Source organism: Pseudomonas sp. FP1740 (assembly GCF_030687165.1).
In the GTDB taxonomy this organism is placed as follows: domain Bacteria; phylum Pseudomonadota; class Gammaproteobacteria; order Pseudomonadales; family Pseudomonadaceae; genus Aquipseudomonas.
The window spans coordinates 4,269,003-4,289,291 of the sequence record NZ_CP117461.1 but is presented as its reverse complement, the minus strand read 5'-3'; the positions used below and the strand labels follow the sequence as shown (position 1 = coordinate 4,289,291).

The following is a 20,289-nucleotide window of genomic DNA, read 5'->3' as shown; positions in this document are numbered from 1 at the left end:
GATGCCCTCTGATAGAACCGCGATGGCTCAGACCATGGCCAACCGCTGCTTGCGTTGTGGCGCGCGAAACGCTTGGTCCAGCGCCTCCAGATCCCCAGCCTCCAGGCGCAAATGCGCCGCTTGTGCGTTGAGCCGCACATGCTCGGGGTGGACCGCTTTGGGGATGGCGATCACCCCGTTCTGACGCAGAATCCATGCCAGCGCTACCTGCGCAGGTGTCGCCTCGTGACGGGCGGCAACCTGTTTGAGTATTGGATTGGCCAGCATGTACCCGCCCTGGCCGATCGGACAGTAGGCCATCACCGGCATCTTTTGCCGTTGGCTCCAGGGCAGCAGATCGAATTCGATGCCGCGTTCTTCCAGGTTATACAGCACCTGATTGGTGGCGCAGGCCGGTGAGGCCAGTTCATCCAGGTCGTCCAGGTCGAAGTTGGACACGCCCCAACGGCTGATCTTGCCGTCTTCACGCAGGCGTTCGAAGGCTTCGACGGTTTCCTCAAGGGGATACTCACCGCGCCAGTGCAACAGATAAAGATCGATGTAATCGGTGTTCAGCCGGCGTAGGCTGCGTTCGCAGGCCTGGGGGATACCTCTGCGGCTGGCGTTGTGGGGGTAGACCTTGCTGACCAGGAAAACCTGGTCACGCAGACCGGTGATAGCTTCACCCACCACCTCTTCGGCGCCCCCTTCGGCGTACATTTCAGCGGTGTCGATCAGGGTCATGCCCAACTCGATGCCCAGGCGCAGCGCTGCAACTTCCTTGGTGTGTCGGGAGCGCTCCTCCCCCATGTGCCAGGTGCCTTGGCCGATGACCGGCACAGGGCGGCCGGCCAGCTCAAGAGTGCGCATGAATCCTCCTTGTCGAAGTCCGATCGATACAACAGTTGGCAGCAAAATAGCAGTGTGGTTCCGTCGTCATCATGAAAGATCGCAGCCTGCGGCAGCTCCTGCGAGGGCGGGGCACACTCGCGATATCACGGGTGTACCCAGCCCCCTGGAGCTGCCGAAAGCTGCGATCTTTTGATCTACCGGGCGGAGAACCTGAACACCGTGGTCTGGGCATAGGTCTTGCCCGGATCCAGCCGCGTGGACGGGAAGCTCGGCTGGTTCGGCGAGTCCGGATAATGCTGGGTTTCCAGAGTAAAGGCACCCCAATGCGGGTAAATCTTGCCGGCCTTGCCCTTGACCGAGCCGTCGAGGAAGTTGCTGGTGTAGAACTGTACGCCAGGTTCGGTGGTGTAGAGCTGCAAGCGACGGCCGGATTGCGGATCGCTGACATCGGCGGCGAGTTTACCCACGTCGCCCTTGGCATCCAGCACCCAGTTGAAGTCAAAACCGCCTTGTTTCGGCTCGGCGAATTTCAACTGTGGGTGATCGGCCTTGATGTGTTGACCGATGGCGGTCGGTTGAGTGAAGTCCATGGGCGTGCCGGCGACCGGGGCCAGTTCTCCGGTGGGGATCAGTTTGCCGGTGACTGGCGTGTAACGGGCGGCGTGCAAGGTCGCCAGCTGCTTCAGCACATCGCCGTTACCCGCGCCGGCCAGGTTGAAATAGCTGTGGTTGGTCAGGTTCAGCACTGTGGGCTTATCGGTGCTGGCCTTGTAGTCGATGCGCAGCTCATTGTTCTCGGTGAGGCTGTAGGTAACCTCGGTTTTCAGGTTGCCGGGGAAACCCATTTCGCCATCCGCCGACAGGTACGTCAGCGTCACGCCCACCGAATCCTTGCCCTTGCTCGGTTCGGCTTTCCACACCCGCTTGTCGAAACCTTGAGCCCCGCCGTGCAGCGAATTGCTGCCGTCGTTGAGCGGCACTTGAAAGCGCTTGCCATCCAGCTCGAAGGCGCCGTTGGCCAGGCGATTGCCGAAGCGGCCGATGGTCGCGCCGAAAAACGCCGTGCCACTTTGATAACCCTGCACGTCGTCGAAACCGAGCACCACATCGTCGAGCTTGCCGTTTTTATCCGGCACTTTCAGCGACTGGAGAATCCCGCCGTAAGTAATGACCGTGGCCTGCAGGCCATGGCTGTTGCGCAAAATGTATTGTTCGACGGGGGTGCCGTCATTGGTTTTGCCGAAGGCTTTCTGTTCGCTGGACAAGCCAGTGGCGTGAGCGGAGAGGGTGGCGATCATCAGGGACAGTCCGAGGCCGGAGAGCAGGTGTCGGGATTGAAGCATGGTTGACCTTCCTTTTTGTTGTTTTTAAGAAGTAGTCATACTAATGATCGTGGTTTGACGCGATCAAGGAAGGATTTATAGCTTATGCATCGAGTATTGCAATTATAAAGTATGACTAATTTGTGAGCGCTTTCGCGATGATCCGCGCTTACGGACCACCGGCACTGCACTTTTTCAGCTTTCACGGTTCTATCCTTGGCCAGCCCGCGGCGATCCCCACCGCCGGCCCATGCCCAAGTTCAAGAACCCATGGCTCGAGTTTTACCCCGTTTTACCCTGCACATTCGCCGTCATTGCTTGCTGCTGATCAGCCTGTCGATGCTCCTCGCCAGTGGTTGCAGCCATCAGCCGGGCAACGATGTCATCAGCCAGTTTCGCGATGGAAAACCTCAGGAATTCCTCCAGACCAGTGTCGACCGCATGGCGACCCTGACGATGCGCGATAACCTCGAAAGCCTCTACCTGCTGATGAACAAGCTCTACCTGCGCAACCCGCAGGAGCTGAAAAAATCCGGCTTCCTCGATGTCGGCACCGCCGAAAAACAAGTGCGCATGGCCATCGAACAGCAAGAGCCGCTGCCCACCCTCGGCGGCAAAAAAGACCTCGCGGCGCTGAGCTTCGCCATGAGCCCGGAATTCCTCGGTGACCGGGTCGGCGCATTCATCTATGCGATTGGCAGCATGCTGGTGACGGCCCATGGCAATCGGCTGGAGTTCTACATGACGGATGCGCTCAACCCGACCTTCGTCAGCAATGCCGCGCGCAACATCGAAAAAGCCACCTGGATCCTGAGCCAGCGGCAAAACAGGCAAGGTGAGCCTTTACTGTTCTCCAACGAAATTTCGGAGGAGGGCAGCAACCTGAGTTTTGCCGTGGAGTTCGGCAAAATCGTCGCGCGACTGGACCTGCTGACCCAGATGCTCGACGAGCGCTACCGGCGGATCGGCCTGAACTACGCCCAGAGTCTGCTGTTCCTGAATTTTTTGCCGGTGCAGTGAGAGGTCGGATAAAGCGCAATTCTTGTGGAGTTGGTAAGGGTCGCTGTTTCAAATCGGTGAATTGGCATAACGATAGACCGCATCGATATATGTGGTTATAAGAAAAATCGCTATGCTGCGTCCGGTTTATTTCCTGCGATTTTCTGGGCGTATTAATGGAATTCGGTAATTTCGGGTTGGTCGTGGCGGGTCTGGTGGTCGGCTTTATTGTCGGCATGACCGGGGTCGGGGGCGGTTCGTTGATGACGCCGATCCTGCTGTGGTTCGGCGTTAACCCGGCCACGGCGGTGGGCACGGACTTGCTGTACGCGGCCATTACCAAATCCAGTGGTGTGCTGGTTCATCGCAAGAACAAGAACATCGACTGGGCGATCACTGGTTGGCTGACCCTCGGCAGCGTGCCGGCGGTCGCCTTGACGCTGTGGTTTTTGAGCACTTTGCAGACCTCGCCCGAGGCCATGAACGCCATCATCAAACAGGCGCTGGGCTTCGTTTTGTTCGCCACGGCGCTGGCGATTCTCTTCAAGAAGCGCTTGCTCGACTTCGCCCACAAACGGGCGGGCGGCCAGTACAACCCCAGCGGCTCCCGGTTGAATGCACTGACCGTGATCACCGGTCTGGTGCTAGGCGCCATGGTGGCCCTGACCTCCATCGGCGCCGGCGCCCTGGGCACTGTTGCGCTGTTCATCCTGTATCCGCTGCTGCCCACTCGTCGCCTGGTCGGCACCGAAATCGCCCACGCGGTGCCCCTGACCCTGGTCGCCGGCCTGGGCCACGCGAGCATGGGCAACATGGATTGGCACGTGTTGGGCTTCCTGCTGGTCGGTTCGCTGCCAGGGATTTACCTGGGCAGCCATTTGACCGGGCGCATCTCCGACGAACTGCTGCGTCCGTGCCTGGCCACGATGCTGGTGCTGATCGGCTATAAACTGGCGTTCTGATCCGATACCGCTTCCCGAGTAAAAATCTCCAGCAGATGCCCGTCCGGGTCATCGAAATACACCCGCCGGCCACCGACGTAATCGTTGATCTCGTTGGGCCGCTGCTTACCGGGGTCGGCCCACCACGGCTGCTTGATCGCCTGCAGGCGAGCGAAGGCCGCATCGAAGTCGTCGTCACCAATCAAGAACGCATAGTGCTGGGAAGCGATGGGCGGGTCGTTGTTGTAGAAATCCAGCGACACCCCGTTATCGAACTTGACCACCAGCATCGGCCCGAACGGCTCGGGATCGGGCAGGCCGAGGAGGTCGGTCAGGTAGCGTGCCGAAACCTGTTTGTCACGGCACCAGACGATGGTGTGGTTCAGCTGAGCGCTCATGGATAAACCCTCACGATGAATCAGCTATGAGATTAGCTCAGGCTGTTGCGCAATGACCGCCCTGACCTAAGCTTGGGCAAGGCGAACACAATCGCGGTGCATCGCCCGGAACGATCACCGCGATGCGCAATCATTAGAGCGTGGATATCAAAAGGAGATGCGCATGCTCATCAGGTCTTTGACCCTGGCTACCATGTTGGCTTTCGTCGGTCCTTCATTCGCCGCCGATGACGATTCCCCTCTGGTTAAAGACGTGGGCCGGGCTCGCCCCCTGATTGTCATCGCGCCCAGTTCGGTGGACCCGGTTTGGCTCAACCTGAAAAAATCACTGGACGACTCTGCCAGCCGCAAGGGCTTCACCGATCGAAACATGGTGCTGTACACCGTGATCAATACGATGGGCCAACGGGACGGCAAAGACCTCGACCCGCAATCAACGATGGCGTTGATACGCTCGCTCAAGCTGGGTGCCGGGGCGAAGAGCAAAATCATCCTGATCGGCAAGGATGGCGAAAAGAAGCTTGAGCAGTCGGATGCGGTCGAGTTGAAAGAGATATTCAACACCGTCGACCAGTTGCCGACGGCCGAGAAGGAAGCAACGGTACCGGTGCCAGCGCCGGTGGCTGAAGTCGCACCGGTCAAAGGTGCTAAAGGCACCAAAGGCAAACCGGCGAAGCCTGCCAAGCCGGCTGAGCAGCCGGATGATTGAATTGAGCTGAGTAGTGGTGAGAAGGCTTACCCCAATGGGCGACCCCAACAGGTCGCCCATTTTGTTTGCCGGCGGAAATCTGAAACTTGGTGATCCATTGTGGCGAGGGAGCTTGCTCCCGTTCGGCTGCGTAGCAGTCGTAAACCCTGCACCCTAGACCTATCTGATGTACCGCGGTGACTGGTTTGGGGCCGCTGCGCAGCCCAGCGGGAGCAAGCTCCCTCGCCACAGGTTCTGTGCCAATCCGGCCAATGATTCCCAGGCTCGGCAGCTGCTACGGGGCGTCGCCCTCGGCTATTTGGTCAGCGCACTCAGAATCTGGTAGGCGATTTTGATCCGCTCCGGGTTCGGGTAGTTTTTGTTGGCCAGGATCACGATGCCGATGTCCTTCGCCGGGATAAAAGCGACGTAGGCACCGAAGCCGCCGGTTGAGCCGGTTTTGTTGATCAGCACATCGTTGCGTTGAGGTTGCGGCGGGGTCAGCCACTGGACTTCATGGGCTTCGAACGCCATCTGCGACGAGTTGCCGGCCAGTAATGTGTCGAGCGTGACGGGGTAGTTGTAGAACTCCCATCCCAACCCTTGAGTCATTTCACCCACCCGGTAATAACCGGTGTGAGTGCTGGCGATGGCTTGCTGCAAAGGCTTTTCCAGCGACGCGGGATTCATGTTTGCCTCAACATAGCGAAGCAGGTCTGCGGCGCTGGTTTTCACGCCGTACGCTTCGGAATCCAGCGCACCCGGCTCGACCCGCACAGGTTTGTCGTCCTTGCTGTAACCCTGGGCGTAAAGCCCCATCTGATCCTGCGGCACCTTGAGGTAGCTGTGCTTGAGGCCGAGTTTCGGCAGCAAGGTTTTTGCCATCAGCTCATCGAACGGTGCCCCCATGCTCTGGGCTGCCAGATAACCGAACAGCCCAAGGCTGGGGTTTGAATACTGGCGATGAGTGCCGGCGGCGTAGGTGGGTTTCCACTGCTTGAAATAGCCGAGCATCTTGTCCTGACGGTCTGCCTCGCTGGGGAATTGCAGGGGCAGGCCGCCGGCAGTGTAGGTGCCGAGTTGCAGCACGCTGATGTTATCGAACGCGCTGCCGCGCAAGGCCGGGAGTACCTGGCTGGCGTTGTCCGACAAGGACAGTTTGCCGCTCGCCTGGGCATAGGCGGCGAGGGTGGCGGTGAAGGTTTTGCTCACCGAACCGATCTCGAACAGGGTGTTTTCGGTGACGGCTTTACCGTTTTCTTTCGAGGCCACGCCGTAGTTAAAGTAATGCGGCTGACCATGGACGGTGATTGCGACCGCGAGGCCGGGGATCTGCTGTTGCTGCATCACCGGTTCGATGGCGGCTTTCACGATGGTTTCGATGCGCTCGTCAGCAAAGCTGTGGCTGGCACCGAGGAGAAGTGCGAAAGCGCTGTAGGATATGAGTTTCTTCTGATTTTTTTTACGCATGATTGAGACGCTGTCCATGATTGTTCGTGGTGTTAACCGCTACACTCCGAGCGGTTTTTCAAGGCGGTCCGCTGTTGGGCGAGCCAAATCTAGGCAGTTTGGCGAAGACCGGCAAACGACGATATTTCGGATGAGCCATTAGAAAATTTTGGGGGTTGGCATGATTCGACCTCATTTGCCGCTGAATGCGCTACGTGCTTTCGAGGCTTCGGCGCGCCATTTGAGTTTCACCCGGGCGGCCGTGGAGTTGTGTGTCACGCAGGCGGCGGTGAGTCATCAGGTCAAAAGCCTTGAGGCTCAGCTTAACGTGACCTTGTTCAAACGCCTGCCTCGCGGCCTGATGCTGACCAGCGAAGGTGAAACGCTGTTGCCGGTGTTACGCGAAACCTTCGACCGGATCGCCGAAACCCTGGGGCGTTTCGAGGGCGGACATTTTCGTGAGGTGTTGACGGTGGGCGCCGTGGGGACGTTCGCGGTCGGTTGGCTGTTGCCGCGATTGGCGGATTTTCAGAAGAAACATCCGTACATAGATTTGCGCCTGTCGACCAATAACAACCGGGTGGACGTGGCCGCTGAAGGTCTGGATTACGCCATTCGCTTTGGTGCGGGGGCGTGGCATGGAATTGAAGCGGTGCGGTTGATCGAGGCACCACTGTCGGTGCTCTGTGTGCCGGAGATCGCCCGGCAATTGCAGGCGCCAGAGGATCTGTTGCAGCAAACACTGTTGCGCTCCTATCGCACGGATGAGTGGCCGGAGTGGTTTCAGGCGACCGGTCTTTCGGCTCATGCCGTGCTGCCCCGGAGCATCGTCTTCGATTCCTCGTTGGCGATGATGGAGGCTGCGTTGCAAGGTGCAGGTGTGGCATTGGCGCCGCCGCTGATGTTTGCCCGGCAACTGGCGGCGGGCGCAATCGAGCAACCGTTCGCCATCGGGATCACCACCGGCAGCTACTGGCTGACCCGCTTGCAGTCGCGTCCCGAAACGTCGGCGATGGCGGCGTTCCGGGGCTGGCTGCTGCAAGCAGCCCAGATGAAATAGTGTGAACGCCGCCCTTGTGGGAGCGGCGGTTCCGGAGGTTTAGCGCACCAGGCACGGTCGCTTGTTATCGAACTTCCATCCCGGAATCAGAAACTGCATCGCCACGCTGTCATCCCGCGCGCCCAATCCCATGCCTTTGTACAACTCATGGGCCTTGGCCAGTTGGTCCACATCCAGCTCAACCCCCAGGCCAGGTTTTTTCGGTACTTGTACGCAGCCGTCGACGATTTGCAGGGGGGCCTTGGTCAGGCGCTGGCCGTCCTGCCAGATCCAGTGGGTGTCGATGGCCGTGATTTCGCCCGGCGCGGCAGCCGCGACGTGGGTGAACATGGCCAGGGAAATATCGAAGTGGTTGTTGGAATGCGAGCCCCAGGTCAGGCCCCATTCGTGGCACATCTGCGCTACCCGCACCGAGCCCTGCATTGTCCAGAAGTGCGGGTCGGCCAACGGAATGTCCACCGACTGTAGCTGGATCGCGTGGCCCATTTCCCGCCAGTCGGTGGCGATCATGTTGGTCGCGGTTTTAAGGCCCGTGGCCCGACGGAACTCAGCCATGACTTCGCGGCCCGAGTAACCGTTTTCCGCCCCGCAGGGGTCTTCGGCATAAGCCATAACGTGATGCTGATCCCGGCACAGGCGGATCGCTTCTTTCAGCGACCAGGCGCCATTCGGGTCGAGGGTAATGCGCGCGTCGGGAAAGCGTTCGGCGAGGGCGGTGACCGCTTCGATTTCCTCGTCGCCGCTCAACACGCCGCCCTTGAGTTTGAAGTCCTTGAAGCCATAACGGGCGTGGGCGGCGACCGCCAGGCGCACCACGGCGTCGGCGCTCATGGCTTTTTCGTGACGTACGCGGAACCAGTCATTGTCGGCGTCCGGCTCATCGCGATAGGCCAGATCGGTTTCGTTGCGATCACCGACGTAAAACAGGTAGCCGAGCATCTTCACTTCGTCGCGCTGCTGGCCTTCGCCGAGCAGGGCGGCGACCGGTACATCCAGGTGCTGGCCGAGCAGGTCGAGCAGGGCCGCTTCCAGGCCAGTGACGGCATGAATGGTGATGCGCAGGTCGAAGGTCTGCAGGCCACGCCCGCCGGCATCGCGATCGGCGAAAGTCTGGCGCACCTGATTGAGGATCTTCTGGTAGGTGCCGATGGGGCTGCCGACCACCAGAGAGCGTGCATCTTCCAGGGTTTGGCGAATGCGCTCGCCACCGGGTACTTCGCCGACGCCGGTGTGACCGGCGTTGTCCTTGAGGATCACGATATTGCGGGTGAAGAACGGGCCATGGGCGCCGCTCAGATTGAGCAGCATGCCATCGTGGCCGGCCACCGGCACTACCTGCATGCTGGTGATAATCGGGGCTTTGGCGGCTTCTTGTGGGTACATTTTTTTGTCCTTTAAACCAATGTTCAAGCGTGATTCGGCGCTGGTTTGCCCAGTGCAACGGCCGGTGCGGGTTTCGGTTTATTGCGCGCGGCGAAAACGATGATCGCGGCGATGATCGAAGTGGCGGCCAGACCGTACAGTCCACCCTGAATCGAACCGGTGTGCTCTTCCAGCAAACCGAAGGTGGTCGGCGCCACGAAGCCGCCGAGGTTACCCACCGAGTTGATCAGCGCGATCACGCCGGCAGCAATCCGCGCATCCAGGTAGGCCTGGGGAATCGGCCAGAACAGCGACGATGCGGACTTGAAGCCCAATGCGGCGAAACAGATAGCGACGAAGGCGAAGATCGGCCCGCCGGTGGTGGACATGAACATCCCCGCCGCAGCGATCAGCAGGGCAGTGGCGACCCAGGCTTGCTGGTGCTTCCATTTGCCCGACAGCGAAGCGAAGGCGTACATGCCGACGATCGACAGCAGCCACGGAATCGAGTTGAACAAGCCGACCTGGATGTCGCTCAGGTCGCCCATTTTCTTGATGATGCTCGGCAGCCAGAAAGTCGCGGCATAGATGGTCAATTGAATGAAGAAGTAGATCAGGCAGAACAGGATGATCTGGCGGTCCTTGAGCAGTGTGCCCAGCGACGGTTTGATCGGCGTCGCGGCTTCGCGGGCCAGTTGTTCGTCATCGATGGCTTTGACCAGTGCGTCCTGTTCGGCCAGGGTCAGCCATTTGGCGTCGTGGGGTTTGGAGTCCAGCCAGTACCAGACGAACACGCACAACCCGACCGAGAACATGCCCTCGATGAAGTACATCCATTGCCAGCCGTGCATGCCCAAACCGTTGATTTGCAGCAGTAGCCCCGACAGCGGGCCGGAGATCAGCGAAGCAATCGCCGAACCGCTGAGGAAGATCGCAATCGCCTTGCCACGCTCCACGCCAGGCAACCAGCGGGTGAAGTAATAAATTACCCCGGGAAAGAACCCGGCTTCAGCCACGCCGAGCAGAAAACGCAGAATGTAGAAGTGGGTTTCGTTCTGGATGAACGCCATGCAAGCGGCCACCAGGCCCCAGGTCAGCATGATGCGGGTCAGCCAGATTCGCGCGCCGACTTTTTGCAGGAGGATGTTGGAGGGCACTTCGAACAGCGCGTAACCGATGAAGAACAGACCGGCACCGAGGCCGTAGGCGGCAGCGCCAATGCCCAGGTCGTGTTCCATGTGGGCGCGGACGAAGCCGATGTTCACCCGATCGATGTAGTTGACGATGAACATGATCACGAACAGCGGCAGGACGTGGCGTTTCACTTTCGAGATGGCGGACTTCAGGACCGAATCGGCGCCATCGTTCATCCCGGTTATGGATGTATTCACTTGTTTTTCTCCCACTCGTTATTTTTATGCGGGGTGTGGCTGGATGTAGCGTTGTTGATAGACATCATACAACTTGTTTTTTTGATTCGACAAGCACTGTAGTCCAATAAAATGGCTATTTGTTGGATGGTTTCTATGCTTTTTTGGATCGGGCGTGGGGTTGTGATGGTGTTCGAGTGGTCAATTTGTTGAGTGTTGTCATACAAGCTTGAGGCTGTTTTCTGGGGATTCCAATCGATTCCGGTGCTACGATCCGGATAGCCATGCTTTACGGATAATCACCATGCAAGAAGACATCGATGCACCCGCCCGCAAGCGTGCCCACAACCTGGCCCATGACCTGGTGGCCAAGCTGACCCAGAGCATTTTGCTCGGCCAGATGCTGCCGGGGGACAAGCTGCCGTCGGAGAACTCGATTGTTCAGGAGCATGGGGTCAGCCGTACGGTGGTGCGCGAGGCGATTTCGAAATTGCAGGCTTCAGGGCTGGTGGAAACCCGTCACGGCATCGGCACCTTTGTCATCGAGCGCGCGCCGGAGCAGGGGTTGCGGCTGAATGTCGATACCGCGCTGGGGGTGCGCAGCATTCTGGAATTGCGCATGGGCCTGGAAACCCAGGCCGCCGCGCTGGCAGCGGTGCGTCGTACCGATCAGCAATTGGCGCAGATGCGTGAAGCGCTGGATGACTATCAAAGTTTGCTGGCCAACAACGACAGCTGCGTCGAGGCTGACAAACGTTTCCACCTGCTGATCGCCGAAGCCACCGGCAATGTATGCTTCACAGAGATCATGCAGCACTTGGGCAATGCGATGATTCCCCGCACTCGCGTCAATGCCGCCGAGCGCGGGTCAGCGGATTTGAGCAAGCTGGGGCAACTCGCCAACCTCGAACACGAGGCGATTCTCAACGCCATCAAGCGCCAGGATCCGGATGCGGCGCGGGCAGCCATGTGGTTGCACCTGACCAACAGCCGCGACCGCTTTTCGGCGGACGGCAGCTGATTCGTCAGTGACCTGTGGGGGCGGGCTCGATGATTTTTAGCTCACACCAACATCGCGCATCAGCAATCCATAACGCAAATCCACCGCATCCGGAATCGGCAAATACACCGTGTGCCCATCCCCAGGCGCCACTTCAATCGCCTCGCCCCTGAGGTTCTGCAGTTGATGCAGGTCGAAGTGGAAGTTGCCCTTGGGCGTCATCAACTCCATGTGATCGCCCAGGCCAAAACGATTTTTCACCCGCACCTCGGCCAGCCGGTCGCGGCGTTCGCCGGTCAACTCCCCAACGAACTGTTGGCGCTCCGAGACCGAGCTGCCGTTCTGGTAGTTCTGGTATTCGTCATGCACGTGCCGGCGCAGAAAACCTTCGGTGTAGCCGCGCTGAGCGAGGGACTCCAGATCAGTCATCAAGCTGCGATCGAACACCCGGCCAGCCACCGCATCGTCGATCGCGCGGCGGTAAACCTGGGTGGTGCGCGCGCAATAGAAATGCGATTTGGTCCGGCCTTCGATTTTCAGTGAGTGCACGCCCATCTGTGTCAGACGTTCGACGTGCTGGACGGCGCGCAGGTCCTTGGCGTTCATGATGTACGTGCCGTGTTCATCCTCGAATGCCGGCATCAGTTCGCCGGGGCGATTGGCCTCTTGCAACAGGAACATCTGATCGGTCGGCGTGCCGAGGCCCAGGGTCGGTTCGGGTGAGTGGTGCTGGACGATTTCACCCAGTTGATTTTCGCTGGCCGGTGTCGCCGAGTATTTCCAGCGACAGGCATTGGTGCAGCTGCCCTGATTGGCGTCACGCTTGTTCATGTAGCCCGACAACAGGCAGCGCCCGGAATAGGCCATGCACAACGCGCCGTGTACGAACACTTCCAGCTCCATCGCCGGGACGTGCTGGCGGATTTCGGCGATTTCTTCCAGCGACAGTTCGCGGGACAGGATGATCCGGCTCAAGCCCTGTTGCTGCCAGAACTCGATGCTGGCCCAGTTCACTGTGTTGGCTTGCACCGACAGGTGGATCGGCATTTGCGGGAAGTGCCGGCGCACCAGCATGATCAGGCCGGGATCGGACATGATCAGCGCGTCCGGCGCCATGCCGATCACCGGTTCCAGATCCTTGAGGAACGTTTTCAGCTTGGCGTTGTGCGGGGCGATATTGACCACCACATAAAAGCGCTTGCCCTGAGCCTGGGCCTCGCTGATGCCGAGCGCGAGATTGGCGTGATCGAATTCGTTGTTGCGCACCCGCAGGCTGTAGCGCGGTTGGCCGGCGTATACCGCATCGGCGCCGTAGGCGAAGGCATAACGCATGTTTTTCAGGGTGCCGGCGGGGGCGAGCAGTTCCGGGGGGATGAGTGGCATGGCGCAAGTCATGGCAGTGTCGATCGCAAAAGCCGGCAAGGGTAAGCGGCCTGCACGCGGGGTTTATTGATCTGGATCTATGCTTGACCAACAAACGGATGGCACTCGCACCAACCGTGGCGGACTAAACATAAGGACGCGAATTTTCGCCTCTGCGCATTGGCATGGACCGGACATGAACGAAACGAAGCTCCAGAACACTTCGCTGATGGTCTTGCTGGCTGTGGTGACCGTTGCCTTCGTCTGGATTCTGCTGCCGTTCTACGGTGCGGTGTTCTGGGCGGTCATCCTCGCCATTCTGTTTGCGCCCCTGCAGCATCAATTGCACCTGCAGTACGGTTGGCCGCGCAACCTGACGGCTCTGTGCACCTTGAGTGTCTGTGTGTTGATCGCGATTCTGCCGGTGATCATCATCAGTACCTTGCTGGTTCAGGAAGGCGCGGCGCTTTACGGCAGAATCGAAAGCGGCGAACTGGACATTGCCGGGCATGTGTTGCAGTTCAAACACAGCCTGCCGCCGTACTTTCAGCACTTGCTCGATCGTTTCGGCATGGGTGAACTGAGTGGGCTTCGCGAGAAAATCATCAAGAGCATGATGCAAGGCAGTCAGTTTCTGGCGTCCCAGGCGTTCAGTTTTGGCCAGGGGACGTTCGATTTCGTGGTGGGTTTTTTCATCATGCTGTATCTGCTGTTTTTCTTTCTGCGGGATGGGGCTGAACTGGCGCGCAAAGTGCGCGCGGCGATACCGCTGGAAGATAACCAGAAGCGTCGCTTGCAACTCAAGTTCAATCGGGTGGTGCGGGCCACGGTGAAGGGCAGTTTGCTAGTGTCGATCACGCAAGGGGCGTTGGGCGGGTTGATTTTCTGGTTTCTGGATATCCCGAGCGTGCTGCTCTGGGCGGTGTTGATGGCATTCCTGTCGCTGTTGCCGGCGGTGGGGGCGGGTATCGTCTGGGTGCCGGTGGCGGCGTATTTCCTGCTCAGCGGTGCGATCTGGCAGGGCACGGTGCTCGCGTTGTTCGGGGTGTTCGTGATCGGGTTGGTGGACAATGTCCTGCGACCGATCCTGGTGGGTAAGGATACGAAGATGCCGGACTATCTGATTCTCATCTCAACCCTCGGCGGCCTGGCGATTTTCGGGCTCAATGGCTTTGTCATCGGGCCTTTGATCGCCGCGTTGTTCATGTCGAGCTGGGCAATCTTCATCGAAACCAAGCCGCATGTTCAGCTGCCTTAAGCGCTGAGCTGACCTGAGCCGATACGTTGCGACAGGGCTTGGGCATCGGGAAGCGAAGTGAGCGGACCGCTGATCGGTTCGCCGTCCTGTACGAGATACCAGCAGGCGAGCAACCCCAGCGCTCTGAGCGGTGCGGGAACGGCGCTGCCGATAACGGACATAATCTGAACCTGAGCCATAAGTACCTCCATCAATCTATGGGGCTACCTTACGGATCGGACGCTTGGACGGACAATCAACACTTTCGATAGTTGTCATTGACGCCAGTGAGTGTTGCAGCGGTCATTCCACGACTTGATCGAGCATATGCATGACTTCCTGCTCATTGAGCAGGCCTTTGCGCACCAGGTTTTGCGCCAGCAGCGAGAGAAACTTGGCGCTGCGATGGCCTTCCAGGTGTTTGAGCTCGGTCAGTGCGTTGTACACCTTGCTGGAAGTGCACAAGCCGACAATGCGGTGCGGGTTTTGTGTGGGCATGAGGTCGTCCTTGTTTTTATCAACCTGTTGTTTACGGACAGATCCAAGCTTGCGGGCCTGTCATGACATAAATATGACCGACTTTACCTGCCGGTACTGTCCCGACAGCGACCTTGACGAGATTTATTCAGACTCCGCTCGCCTTGCGGCCACAAAAAAGGCCCCGCTGTTGAGGCGGGGCCTGATGAGTCAGTTACCAGCGGTCGCCACGGTAATAACCATGGGGAGGGCCGTAGTAGCCGCGCGGTGGACCATACCCACGTGGCGGACCGTAATAAATCGGTGCCGGGCGGTAGTACATCGGTTGTTGCACATAGACCGGCGCCGGCTGGTAGTAGACAGGCGGTGGCTGTACATACACGGGTTGAGGTTGAACATAAACCGGTTGCTCTACATACACCGGCCGGTCGCGACCAATGATTGCCGAGCCGATGATTGCCGAGCCGACGATCGCACCAAACACAGCCGGACCTTCCCAGCCACGACCACCTGCTTCTGCCTGCCCTGCGATAGCGAGAGCACCGATCAGCAAGGCTACTGTGGGGATTTTACGGATCATGATAAGTCCTCGGTTCTTCGACCCGGCGCTGGCGTCTGCAATAGATACAAGTTGTCGCGGGGATACTTCTAAGACAGCAATTTTTTGAAAATCAGCACAGCCGTTGGGTAAATTTTGTGTAAGGTCTGTACCGGTTTCTTTACGGTACTGTCTGGTACAGACATACCTTTATGATCGACCACAATCAGGTGGAATTGTTAATTCCGTCCATCTGAAAGTGCTACTGAAGGAGATTCGGATGCAGATGAACCCCAACAAAGACACCCAGTTGTGCATGTCACTCTCGGGGCGCCCCGGCAATTTCGGCCTGCGGTTTCACAATCATCTGTACGAACAACTGGGGCTGAATTTTTACTACAAAGCCTTCAGCAGCCAGGACCTGACGGGGGCTGTCAGCGGCATTCGTGCGTTGGGCATTCGCGGTTGCGGCGTGTCGATGCCGTTCAAGGAGGCTTGTATTGCGCTGGTCGATGAGCTGGATGCATCGGCTGAGGCTATTCAATCGATCAACACTATCGTCAACACTAACGGCCACCTCAAGGCCTACAACACTGATTACATCGCCGTCGCCCAGTTGCTCGAAACCCACCAGGTGCCCAAGGATTCGACCTTTGCCCTGCGCGGCAGCGGCGGCATGGCCAAGGCCGTGGCCAGTGCCTTGCGCGATGGCGGCTACAAAAACGGCTTGATCGTGGCCCGTAACGAACGCGCCGGGCGTGCCCTGGCCGAATCGCTGGGCTACCAATGGCAGGCGGAACTGGGCGCTGAACGCCCGCAGATGCTGATCAACGTCACGCCGATCGGCATGGCCGGTGGCCCGGAAGCCGATCAACTGGCGTTTCCCCCTGAAGCCATCGCTGCCGCTGAAACGGTCTTCGATGTGGTGGCGATCCCCTCGGAAACACCGCTGATCGTGCGTGCTCGTGCCGAAGGCAAACGGGTGATCACCGGGCTGGAAGTGATTGCCATCCAGGCGCTGGAACAGTTCGTGTTGTACACCGGCGTGCGACCGACCGATGAGCAGTTTCAGAAGGCCGTGGCGTTTGCCCGGAGCTGAATTCCGATTATCGGTTGGACCTGTGGTGAGGGAGCAAGCTTCCTCGCCACAGGGAACTCGGTACATCGGGAAGGGTTATTCGAGGCGCGCCAGGCGTTCTTCCAGCGCCGCAATCCGCGCTTCAAGCTCTTCGATTCGCTCAACCGACACGCCGCCACCGGTGCCACGTTCCACCGGGTTCTGACGGGCCGCGAGGATCGCTTCGATATCCGCCGGATCGCCCAGCGCATGCATGTAACGGTCTTCGCGTTGGCCGGCCTGGCGCGGGATCAACAGCGCCAGGCCTCGGGCGATCAAGCGCTCCAGTTGATGCACCACCTGTTCGGCATCTTCGAAGTCATGCATGCGGCCGCTGCGGGTCAGCAGTTCGTTGACCGTCTGCGGACCGCGCAGGAACAACAGCCCCGTCAGAATCACCTGGGCCGGCACCAGTTCCAGCGCCTTGTCGACCCGATGTTCCCAGCGGTCGGCACGGCTGCCCATCACCAGCCGGGTGAAGCCGCGACCTTCAAGGGCGCGCAGGCTCTGGCCAACCTGGCCCTGGCTGAGGTTCATCACCGGTTCGCGGCTGGTTTTCTGGTTGCAGGCAATTACCAGGGCATTGAGGGTCAGCGGATAGGTTTCCGGGCTGGTGGCCTGTTTTTCGATCAACGAGCCCAGAATGCGGATTTCCGTGCTGTTGAGCCGCGGTTCGTCGAAGGTCGTCTCTTGTTCAGTGCTCATCGCGCTTTTCCCTAGGCAGTCGAGCCGACTAGCCTAATCCTTGCTGGATAAAAGACAAGTCGCAGGGCGCGCCGGCATGGCTATAATCGCTCCACGTTTTTTACTCCTGTCACCACACGAGACTGCCATGACTATTTCCCTGTACGCCGCATCCGTTCCGGTTTTCCAGCAAATGCTCAACGCCCTGAGCAACAACCTGAGCAAGGCCGAAGCCCACGCTACCGCGAAAAACATCGACCCGAACGCATTCCTGCAGGCCCGTCTGTACCCGGACATGTTCCCGCTGGTGCGTCAGGTGCAGATCGCCGTTGATTTCGCCAAGGGCGTTTCGGCGCGTCTGGCTGAAATCGAACTGCCGAAATACGACGACACCGAAACCACCTTCGCTGAACTGCAAGCGTTGATCGCCAAGGTCCTGGCCTTCATCGGCGAGATCAAACCCGAGCAGATCAACGGCAAGGAAGGCATCGAAATCGTGACCCGTCCTGGCACCCCTAAAGAGAAGCGCTTCACTGGCCAGGCTTACCTGCTGAGCTACGGTCTGCCGCAGTTCTTCTTCCACGTCACCACCGCCTACGCGCTGCTGCGTCACAACGGTGTGGAAGTGGGCAAGCGCGATTACATGGGCGCGTTCTAAACCACCCAGGTACAAAAAAGCCCGCCACGGTGTAAGCCTTGGCGGGCTTTTTCGTTTTTGTCGGTGCGTTCTACGCCAAACGCTGCGCCTTCAACTCTTCACCCTGGCAAGCCGCCGCGGTGAACAGCACGTCGGTGGAGGAGTTCAGCGCGGTTTCCGCCGAGTCCTGCAACACACCGATGATGAAGCCCACCGCCACCACTTGCATGGCGATTTCGCTCGGGATGCCGAACAGGCTGCACGCCAGCGGAATCAGCAACAACGAACCGCCCGCCACGCCCGAGGCGCCACAGGCACAAATTGCCGCGACGACGCTGAGCAGAATGGCCGTTGGAATATCCACGGCGATGCCCAGGGTGTGCACGGCGGCCAGGGTCAGTACAGTGATGGTGATCGCCGCGCCGGCCATGTTGATGGTCGCGCCGAGCGGGATCGATACCGAATAGGTGTCTTCATGCAGGCCCAGGCGTTTGCTCAATTCCAGGTTGACCGGAATGTTCGCCGCCGAGCTGCGGGTGAAGAAGGCGGTGATACCGCTCTCGCGCAGGCAGGTGAGTACCAGCGGATACGGGTTGCGGCGCAGTTTCCAGAACACGATGACCGGGTTCATCACCAACGCGACGAACAGCATGCAGCCCAGCAGCACCGCCAGCAGGTGCATATAGCCGATCAATGCGCCGAAACCGGAAGTGGCCAGAGTCGAAGCCACCAGGCCGAAGATCCCCAGTGGCGCAAAGCGAATCACCAGGCGCACGATCACGGTCACGCCATTGGACAGGTCGCCCAGCACTTCGCGCGTCGTCTCGCCGGCATGGCGGATCGCAATGCCCATGCCGATCGCCCACGCCAGAATGCCGATGAAGTTGGCGTTCATCAGTGCGCTGACCGGGTTATCCACCACGCTCAGTGCCAGGCTTTGCAGCACCTCGCTGATGCCGCCCGGGGCAGTTACCGCGACGTCCTGGGTCGACAGCACCAGGCTCGACGGAAACAACGTACTGGCGATCACCGCCACCACGGCTGCGGCGAAGGTGCCCAGCAGGTACAGAAACAGAATGGGCCGGATGTGGGTTTCCTGGCCGTGCTTATGGTTGGCAATCGAGGCCATGACCAGCACGAACACCAGGATCGGCGCGACAGCCTTGAGCGCCGACACGAATACTTTGCCAATGAAGGCGGTGGACTTCGCCACCTCAGGCGCGAACAGGGCCAGGGCAATCCCGGCGATCAGGCCGATGATGATTTGCGTGACCAGGCTGCTGCGTTTCAGACGTTGCAAAAGAGAAGGGGATGAAGCGGTCATAACGGTATCTCTGATTTTATTAGGGTGCAGGGTTCCTTGGCTCATGCAGCGAAAAGCCGGGCAGGCCACATGGAGGGAACCGAAGAAGGTCGCCACATCAATGCCAGTCAATGGCCGATGAGCAAGGTGTAAGTACCGCAGGGTCGCGAACTTTATCACAGCGTAGCCGCGATCCTTCAGACCTGTGACGATCTGCCACCCGATTGTTCAACGCGATTTGCAGGTTCGTGCAACTTCGTTTGGAAACACTCTGTTAAGCTTCGCCATCCTCATTTTCTAGTTCTGCCAGTGGGCCTTCGGGCTGTCGCTGGTGTCGTCGTTTTCCTGGAGTTCTGCATGCTGTTGCCCATTCTTCTGTTGTCCGCCGCCGGTTTCACGGTGCTGACCACGGAATTCATCATCGTCGGCCTGTTGCCGGCAATCGCCCGTGACCTGGACGTCAGCATCCCTCAAGCGGGTTTGCTGGTGACCCTGTTCGCGTTCACCGTGGCCGCGTTCGGGCCGTTCCTGACGGCGTATTTCGCAAGGTTTGAACGACGCAAACTGTTCATCAGCGTGTTGATCATGTTCGGCCTGGCCAATACGCTGGCGGCATTTGCGCCGAACATTTGGGTAATGGCCATTGCCCGGTTGATTCCGGCGCTGGGGTTGCCGGTGTTCTGGGCGCTGGCCAGTGAAACTGCGGTGGACATCGTTGGGCCGGACTACGCCGGGCGGGCGATTGCCAAGATCGGTTTCGGCATCGTCTGCGCCACGGTGTTCGGCATTCCGGTCGGCACGTTGATTTCCGATGCGTTCGGTTGGCGCAGTGCTTTCGGCATTCTGGCGGTGATCGCGTTTGCCAAGGCGCTGCTGCTGTTTATCTATCTGCCGAAAACCAGCCTGCACCAACATCAGGTGAGTTTTCGTTCACAGTTCAAGATCCTGCGCAGCCCGCTGATGCTGGGTCATGTTCTGCTGTCGATCCTGGTGTTCAGCGGCATGTTCACCGCCTACACCTACCTGGCCGACATTCTTGAACGCCTCGCCGGTTTCAACGGCACCGTGGTCGGCTGGTGCCTGATGGGCTTCGGCGCGGTCGGGCTGATCGGCAACTCGCTGGGCGGTCGCGCGGTGGATCGTCACCCGCTGATTGCTTCTGTGACGTTTTGCGCGTTCATGATTGCCGGCATGGTAGCGCTGGTGCCGAACATTCACTCGCCACTGGGTCTGGCGGCGGCGATGGGAGTTTGGGGTGTGACCCAGGCGGCGTTGTTCCTGGTCAGCCATGTGCGTTTGATGAAGGCTGCGCCTGAAGCGCCGGCGTTTGCCGCGTCGTTGAACATTGCCGGGGCCAACCTCGGGATCGGCCTGGGCGCCATGGTCGGCGGCCGGGTGATCGACAGTGTGGGCCTGGGCGGACTAGGTTTCGCCGCAGCCGGTTTTATCCTGGTTTCGATTCTCCTGGCCATGGCGCTGATGACCTTCAAGCCTCGCGAAATCTGCGCCTGAGG

Annotated in this window: 21 protein-coding genes; 9 read left to right on the top strand and 12 right to left on the bottom strand. The window is 59.3% G+C overall.

All coding sequences use genetic code 11. The features are described 5' to 3' along the window. Positions 1-27 precede the first annotated feature (27 nt). Both PSH69_RS19220 and PSH69_RS19215 read right to left on the bottom strand, forming a co-directional pair. Entirely contained in the window at positions 28-849 is an 822-nt protein-coding gene (locus PSH69_RS19220; protein WP_305409455.1) for an aldo/keto reductase, read from the bottom strand. A gap of 176 nt (positions 850-1,025) precedes the next feature. Continuing rightward, positions 1,026-2,174 carry an aldose epimerase family protein gene (locus tag PSH69_RS19215; protein WP_305409454.1) on the bottom strand — a complete coding sequence of 383 codons (1,149 nt, stop codon included), beginning with the start codon at positions 2,172-2,174 and terminating at the stop codon, positions 1,026-1,028. Between the two features lie 249 nt (positions 2,175-2,423). On the opposite strand from PSH69_RS19215, the gene PSH69_RS19210 reads away from it, so the two are divergent. Beyond that, positions 2,424-3,173, top strand: a complete 750-nt coding sequence (locus tag PSH69_RS19210; protein ID WP_026345722.1) for a hypothetical protein — start codon at positions 2,424-2,426, stop codon at positions 3,171-3,173. Between the two features lie 155 nt (positions 3,174-3,328). After that, positions 3,329-4,114, top strand: a complete 786-nt coding sequence (locus tag PSH69_RS19205; RefSeq protein WP_305409453.1) for a sulfite exporter TauE/SafE family protein — start codon at positions 3,329-3,331, stop codon at positions 4,112-4,114. On the opposite strand, the gene PSH69_RS19200 is transcribed toward PSH69_RS19205, so the two are convergent. After that, complete coding sequence (locus PSH69_RS19200; RefSeq protein ID WP_305409452.1) at positions 4,096-4,491, bottom strand: VOC family protein; 396 nt, start codon at positions 4,489-4,491, stop codon at positions 4,096-4,098. The genes PSH69_RS19205 and PSH69_RS19200 overlap by 19 nt on opposite strands. Before the next feature lie 163 nt (positions 4,492-4,654). Here PSH69_RS19200 and PSH69_RS19195 point away from each other — a divergent pair, with 163 nt between their 5' ends. Continuing rightward, the gene (locus PSH69_RS19195; RefSeq protein WP_305409451.1) at positions 4,655-5,200 is read left to right on the top strand and encodes a DUF4174 domain-containing protein; all 546 of its coding nucleotides are present in this window, start codon (positions 4,655-4,657) and stop codon (positions 5,198-5,200) included. A gap of 294 nt (positions 5,201-5,494) precedes the next feature. Here the strand turns inward: PSH69_RS19195 and ampC are convergent, their stop codons facing one another. After that, the gene (gene ampC, locus PSH69_RS19190) at positions 5,495-6,649 is read right to left on the bottom strand and encodes a class C beta-lactamase (RefSeq protein ID WP_305409450.1); all 1,155 of its coding nucleotides are present in this window, start codon (positions 6,647-6,649) and stop codon (positions 5,495-5,497) included. Between the two features lie 160 nt (positions 6,650-6,809). On the opposite strand from ampC, the gene PSH69_RS19185 reads away from it, so the two are divergent. Next, positions 6,810-7,688 carry a LysR family transcriptional regulator gene (locus PSH69_RS19185; protein WP_305409449.1) on the top strand — a complete coding sequence of 293 codons (879 nt, stop codon included), beginning with the start codon at positions 6,810-6,812 and terminating at the stop codon, positions 7,686-7,688. Positions 7,689-7,727: 39 nt separating this feature from the next. On the opposite strand, the gene gudD is transcribed toward PSH69_RS19185, so the two are convergent. Then, positions 7,728-9,071, bottom strand: a complete 1,344-nt coding sequence (gene gudD, locus PSH69_RS19180) for a glucarate dehydratase (protein WP_305409448.1) — start codon at positions 9,069-9,071, stop codon at positions 7,728-7,730. 23 nt (positions 9,072-9,094) lie between these two features. Further along, positions 9,095-10,441: an MFS transporter gene (locus PSH69_RS19175; RefSeq protein ID WP_305409447.1), complete on the bottom strand. Its 1,347-nt coding sequence runs from the start codon at positions 10,439-10,441 to the stop codon at positions 9,095-9,097. Positions 10,442-10,724: 283 nt separating this feature from the next. On the opposite strand from PSH69_RS19175, the gene PSH69_RS19170 reads away from it, so the two are divergent. Continuing rightward, a complete protein-coding gene (locus PSH69_RS19170; protein ID WP_305409446.1) occupies positions 10,725-11,441 on the top strand; it encodes a FadR/GntR family transcriptional regulator in 717 nt (238 codons plus the stop codon). Between the two features lie 36 nt (positions 11,442-11,477). Here PSH69_RS19170 and yegQ read toward each other — a convergent pair whose 3' ends face one another. Further along, positions 11,478-12,803 carry a tRNA 5-hydroxyuridine modification protein YegQ gene (yegQ, locus tag PSH69_RS19165; RefSeq protein WP_305409445.1) on the bottom strand — a complete coding sequence of 442 codons (1,326 nt, stop codon included), beginning with the start codon at positions 12,801-12,803 and terminating at the stop codon, positions 11,478-11,480. Positions 12,804-12,978: 175 nt separating this feature from the next. On the opposite strand from yegQ, the gene PSH69_RS19160 reads away from it, so the two are divergent. Then, a complete protein-coding gene (locus tag PSH69_RS19160; RefSeq protein ID WP_305409444.1) occupies positions 12,979-14,040 on the top strand; it encodes an AI-2E family transporter in 1,062 nt (353 codons plus the stop codon). Here the strand turns inward: PSH69_RS19160 and PSH69_RS19155 are convergent. From PSH69_RS19155 to PSH69_RS19145, 3 genes are all read right to left on the bottom strand, one after another. Beyond that, entirely contained in the window at positions 14,037-14,219 is a 183-nt protein-coding gene (locus PSH69_RS19155) for a hypothetical protein (RefSeq protein ID WP_007940423.1), read from the bottom strand. The genes PSH69_RS19160 and PSH69_RS19155 overlap by 4 nt on opposite strands. A gap of 103 nt (positions 14,220-14,322) precedes the next feature. Continuing rightward, on the bottom strand, positions 14,323-14,517 hold the full coding sequence (locus PSH69_RS19150; RefSeq protein WP_105344118.1) for a hypothetical protein: 195 nt from the start codon (positions 14,515-14,517) through the stop codon (positions 14,323-14,325). A gap of 193 nt (positions 14,518-14,710) precedes the next feature. Continuing rightward, on the bottom strand, positions 14,711-15,076 hold the full coding sequence (locus PSH69_RS19145; RefSeq protein ID WP_030131555.1) for a hypothetical protein: 366 nt from the start codon (positions 15,074-15,076) through the stop codon (positions 14,711-14,713). 238 nt (positions 15,077-15,314) lie between these two features. Between PSH69_RS19145 and PSH69_RS19140 the strand changes: the two genes are divergently transcribed. Next, positions 15,315-16,133 (top strand): shikimate 5-dehydrogenase, encoded by an 819-nt coding sequence (locus tag PSH69_RS19140; RefSeq protein WP_138867946.1) that lies wholly within the window; start codon positions 15,315-15,317, stop codon positions 16,131-16,133. Between the two features lie 75 nt (positions 16,134-16,208). Here PSH69_RS19140 and PSH69_RS19135 read toward each other — a convergent pair whose 3' ends face one another. After that, the gene (locus PSH69_RS19135) at positions 16,209-16,856 is read right to left on the bottom strand and encodes a YceH family protein (protein ID WP_018925410.1); all 648 of its coding nucleotides are present in this window, start codon (positions 16,854-16,856) and stop codon (positions 16,209-16,211) included. A 127-nt stretch (positions 16,857-16,983) separates the two neighbouring features. Between PSH69_RS19135 and PSH69_RS19130 the strand changes: the two genes are divergently transcribed. Next, entirely contained in the window at positions 16,984-17,493 is a 510-nt protein-coding gene (locus PSH69_RS19130; RefSeq protein WP_019579999.1) for a DUF1993 family protein, read from the top strand. 70 nt (positions 17,494-17,563) lie between these two features. Here PSH69_RS19130 and sstT read toward each other — a convergent pair whose 3' ends face one another. Then, positions 17,564-18,796, bottom strand: a complete 1,233-nt coding sequence (sstT, locus tag PSH69_RS19125; protein ID WP_305409443.1) for a serine/threonine transporter SstT — start codon at positions 18,794-18,796, stop codon at positions 17,564-17,566. 336 nt (positions 18,797-19,132) lie between these two features. Here sstT and PSH69_RS19120 point away from each other — a divergent pair, with 336 nt between their 5' ends. Further along, complete coding sequence (locus PSH69_RS19120; RefSeq protein WP_305409442.1) at positions 19,133-20,287, top strand: MFS transporter; 1,155 nt, start codon at positions 19,133-19,135, stop codon at positions 20,285-20,287. Positions 20,288-20,289 lie beyond the last annotated feature (2 nt).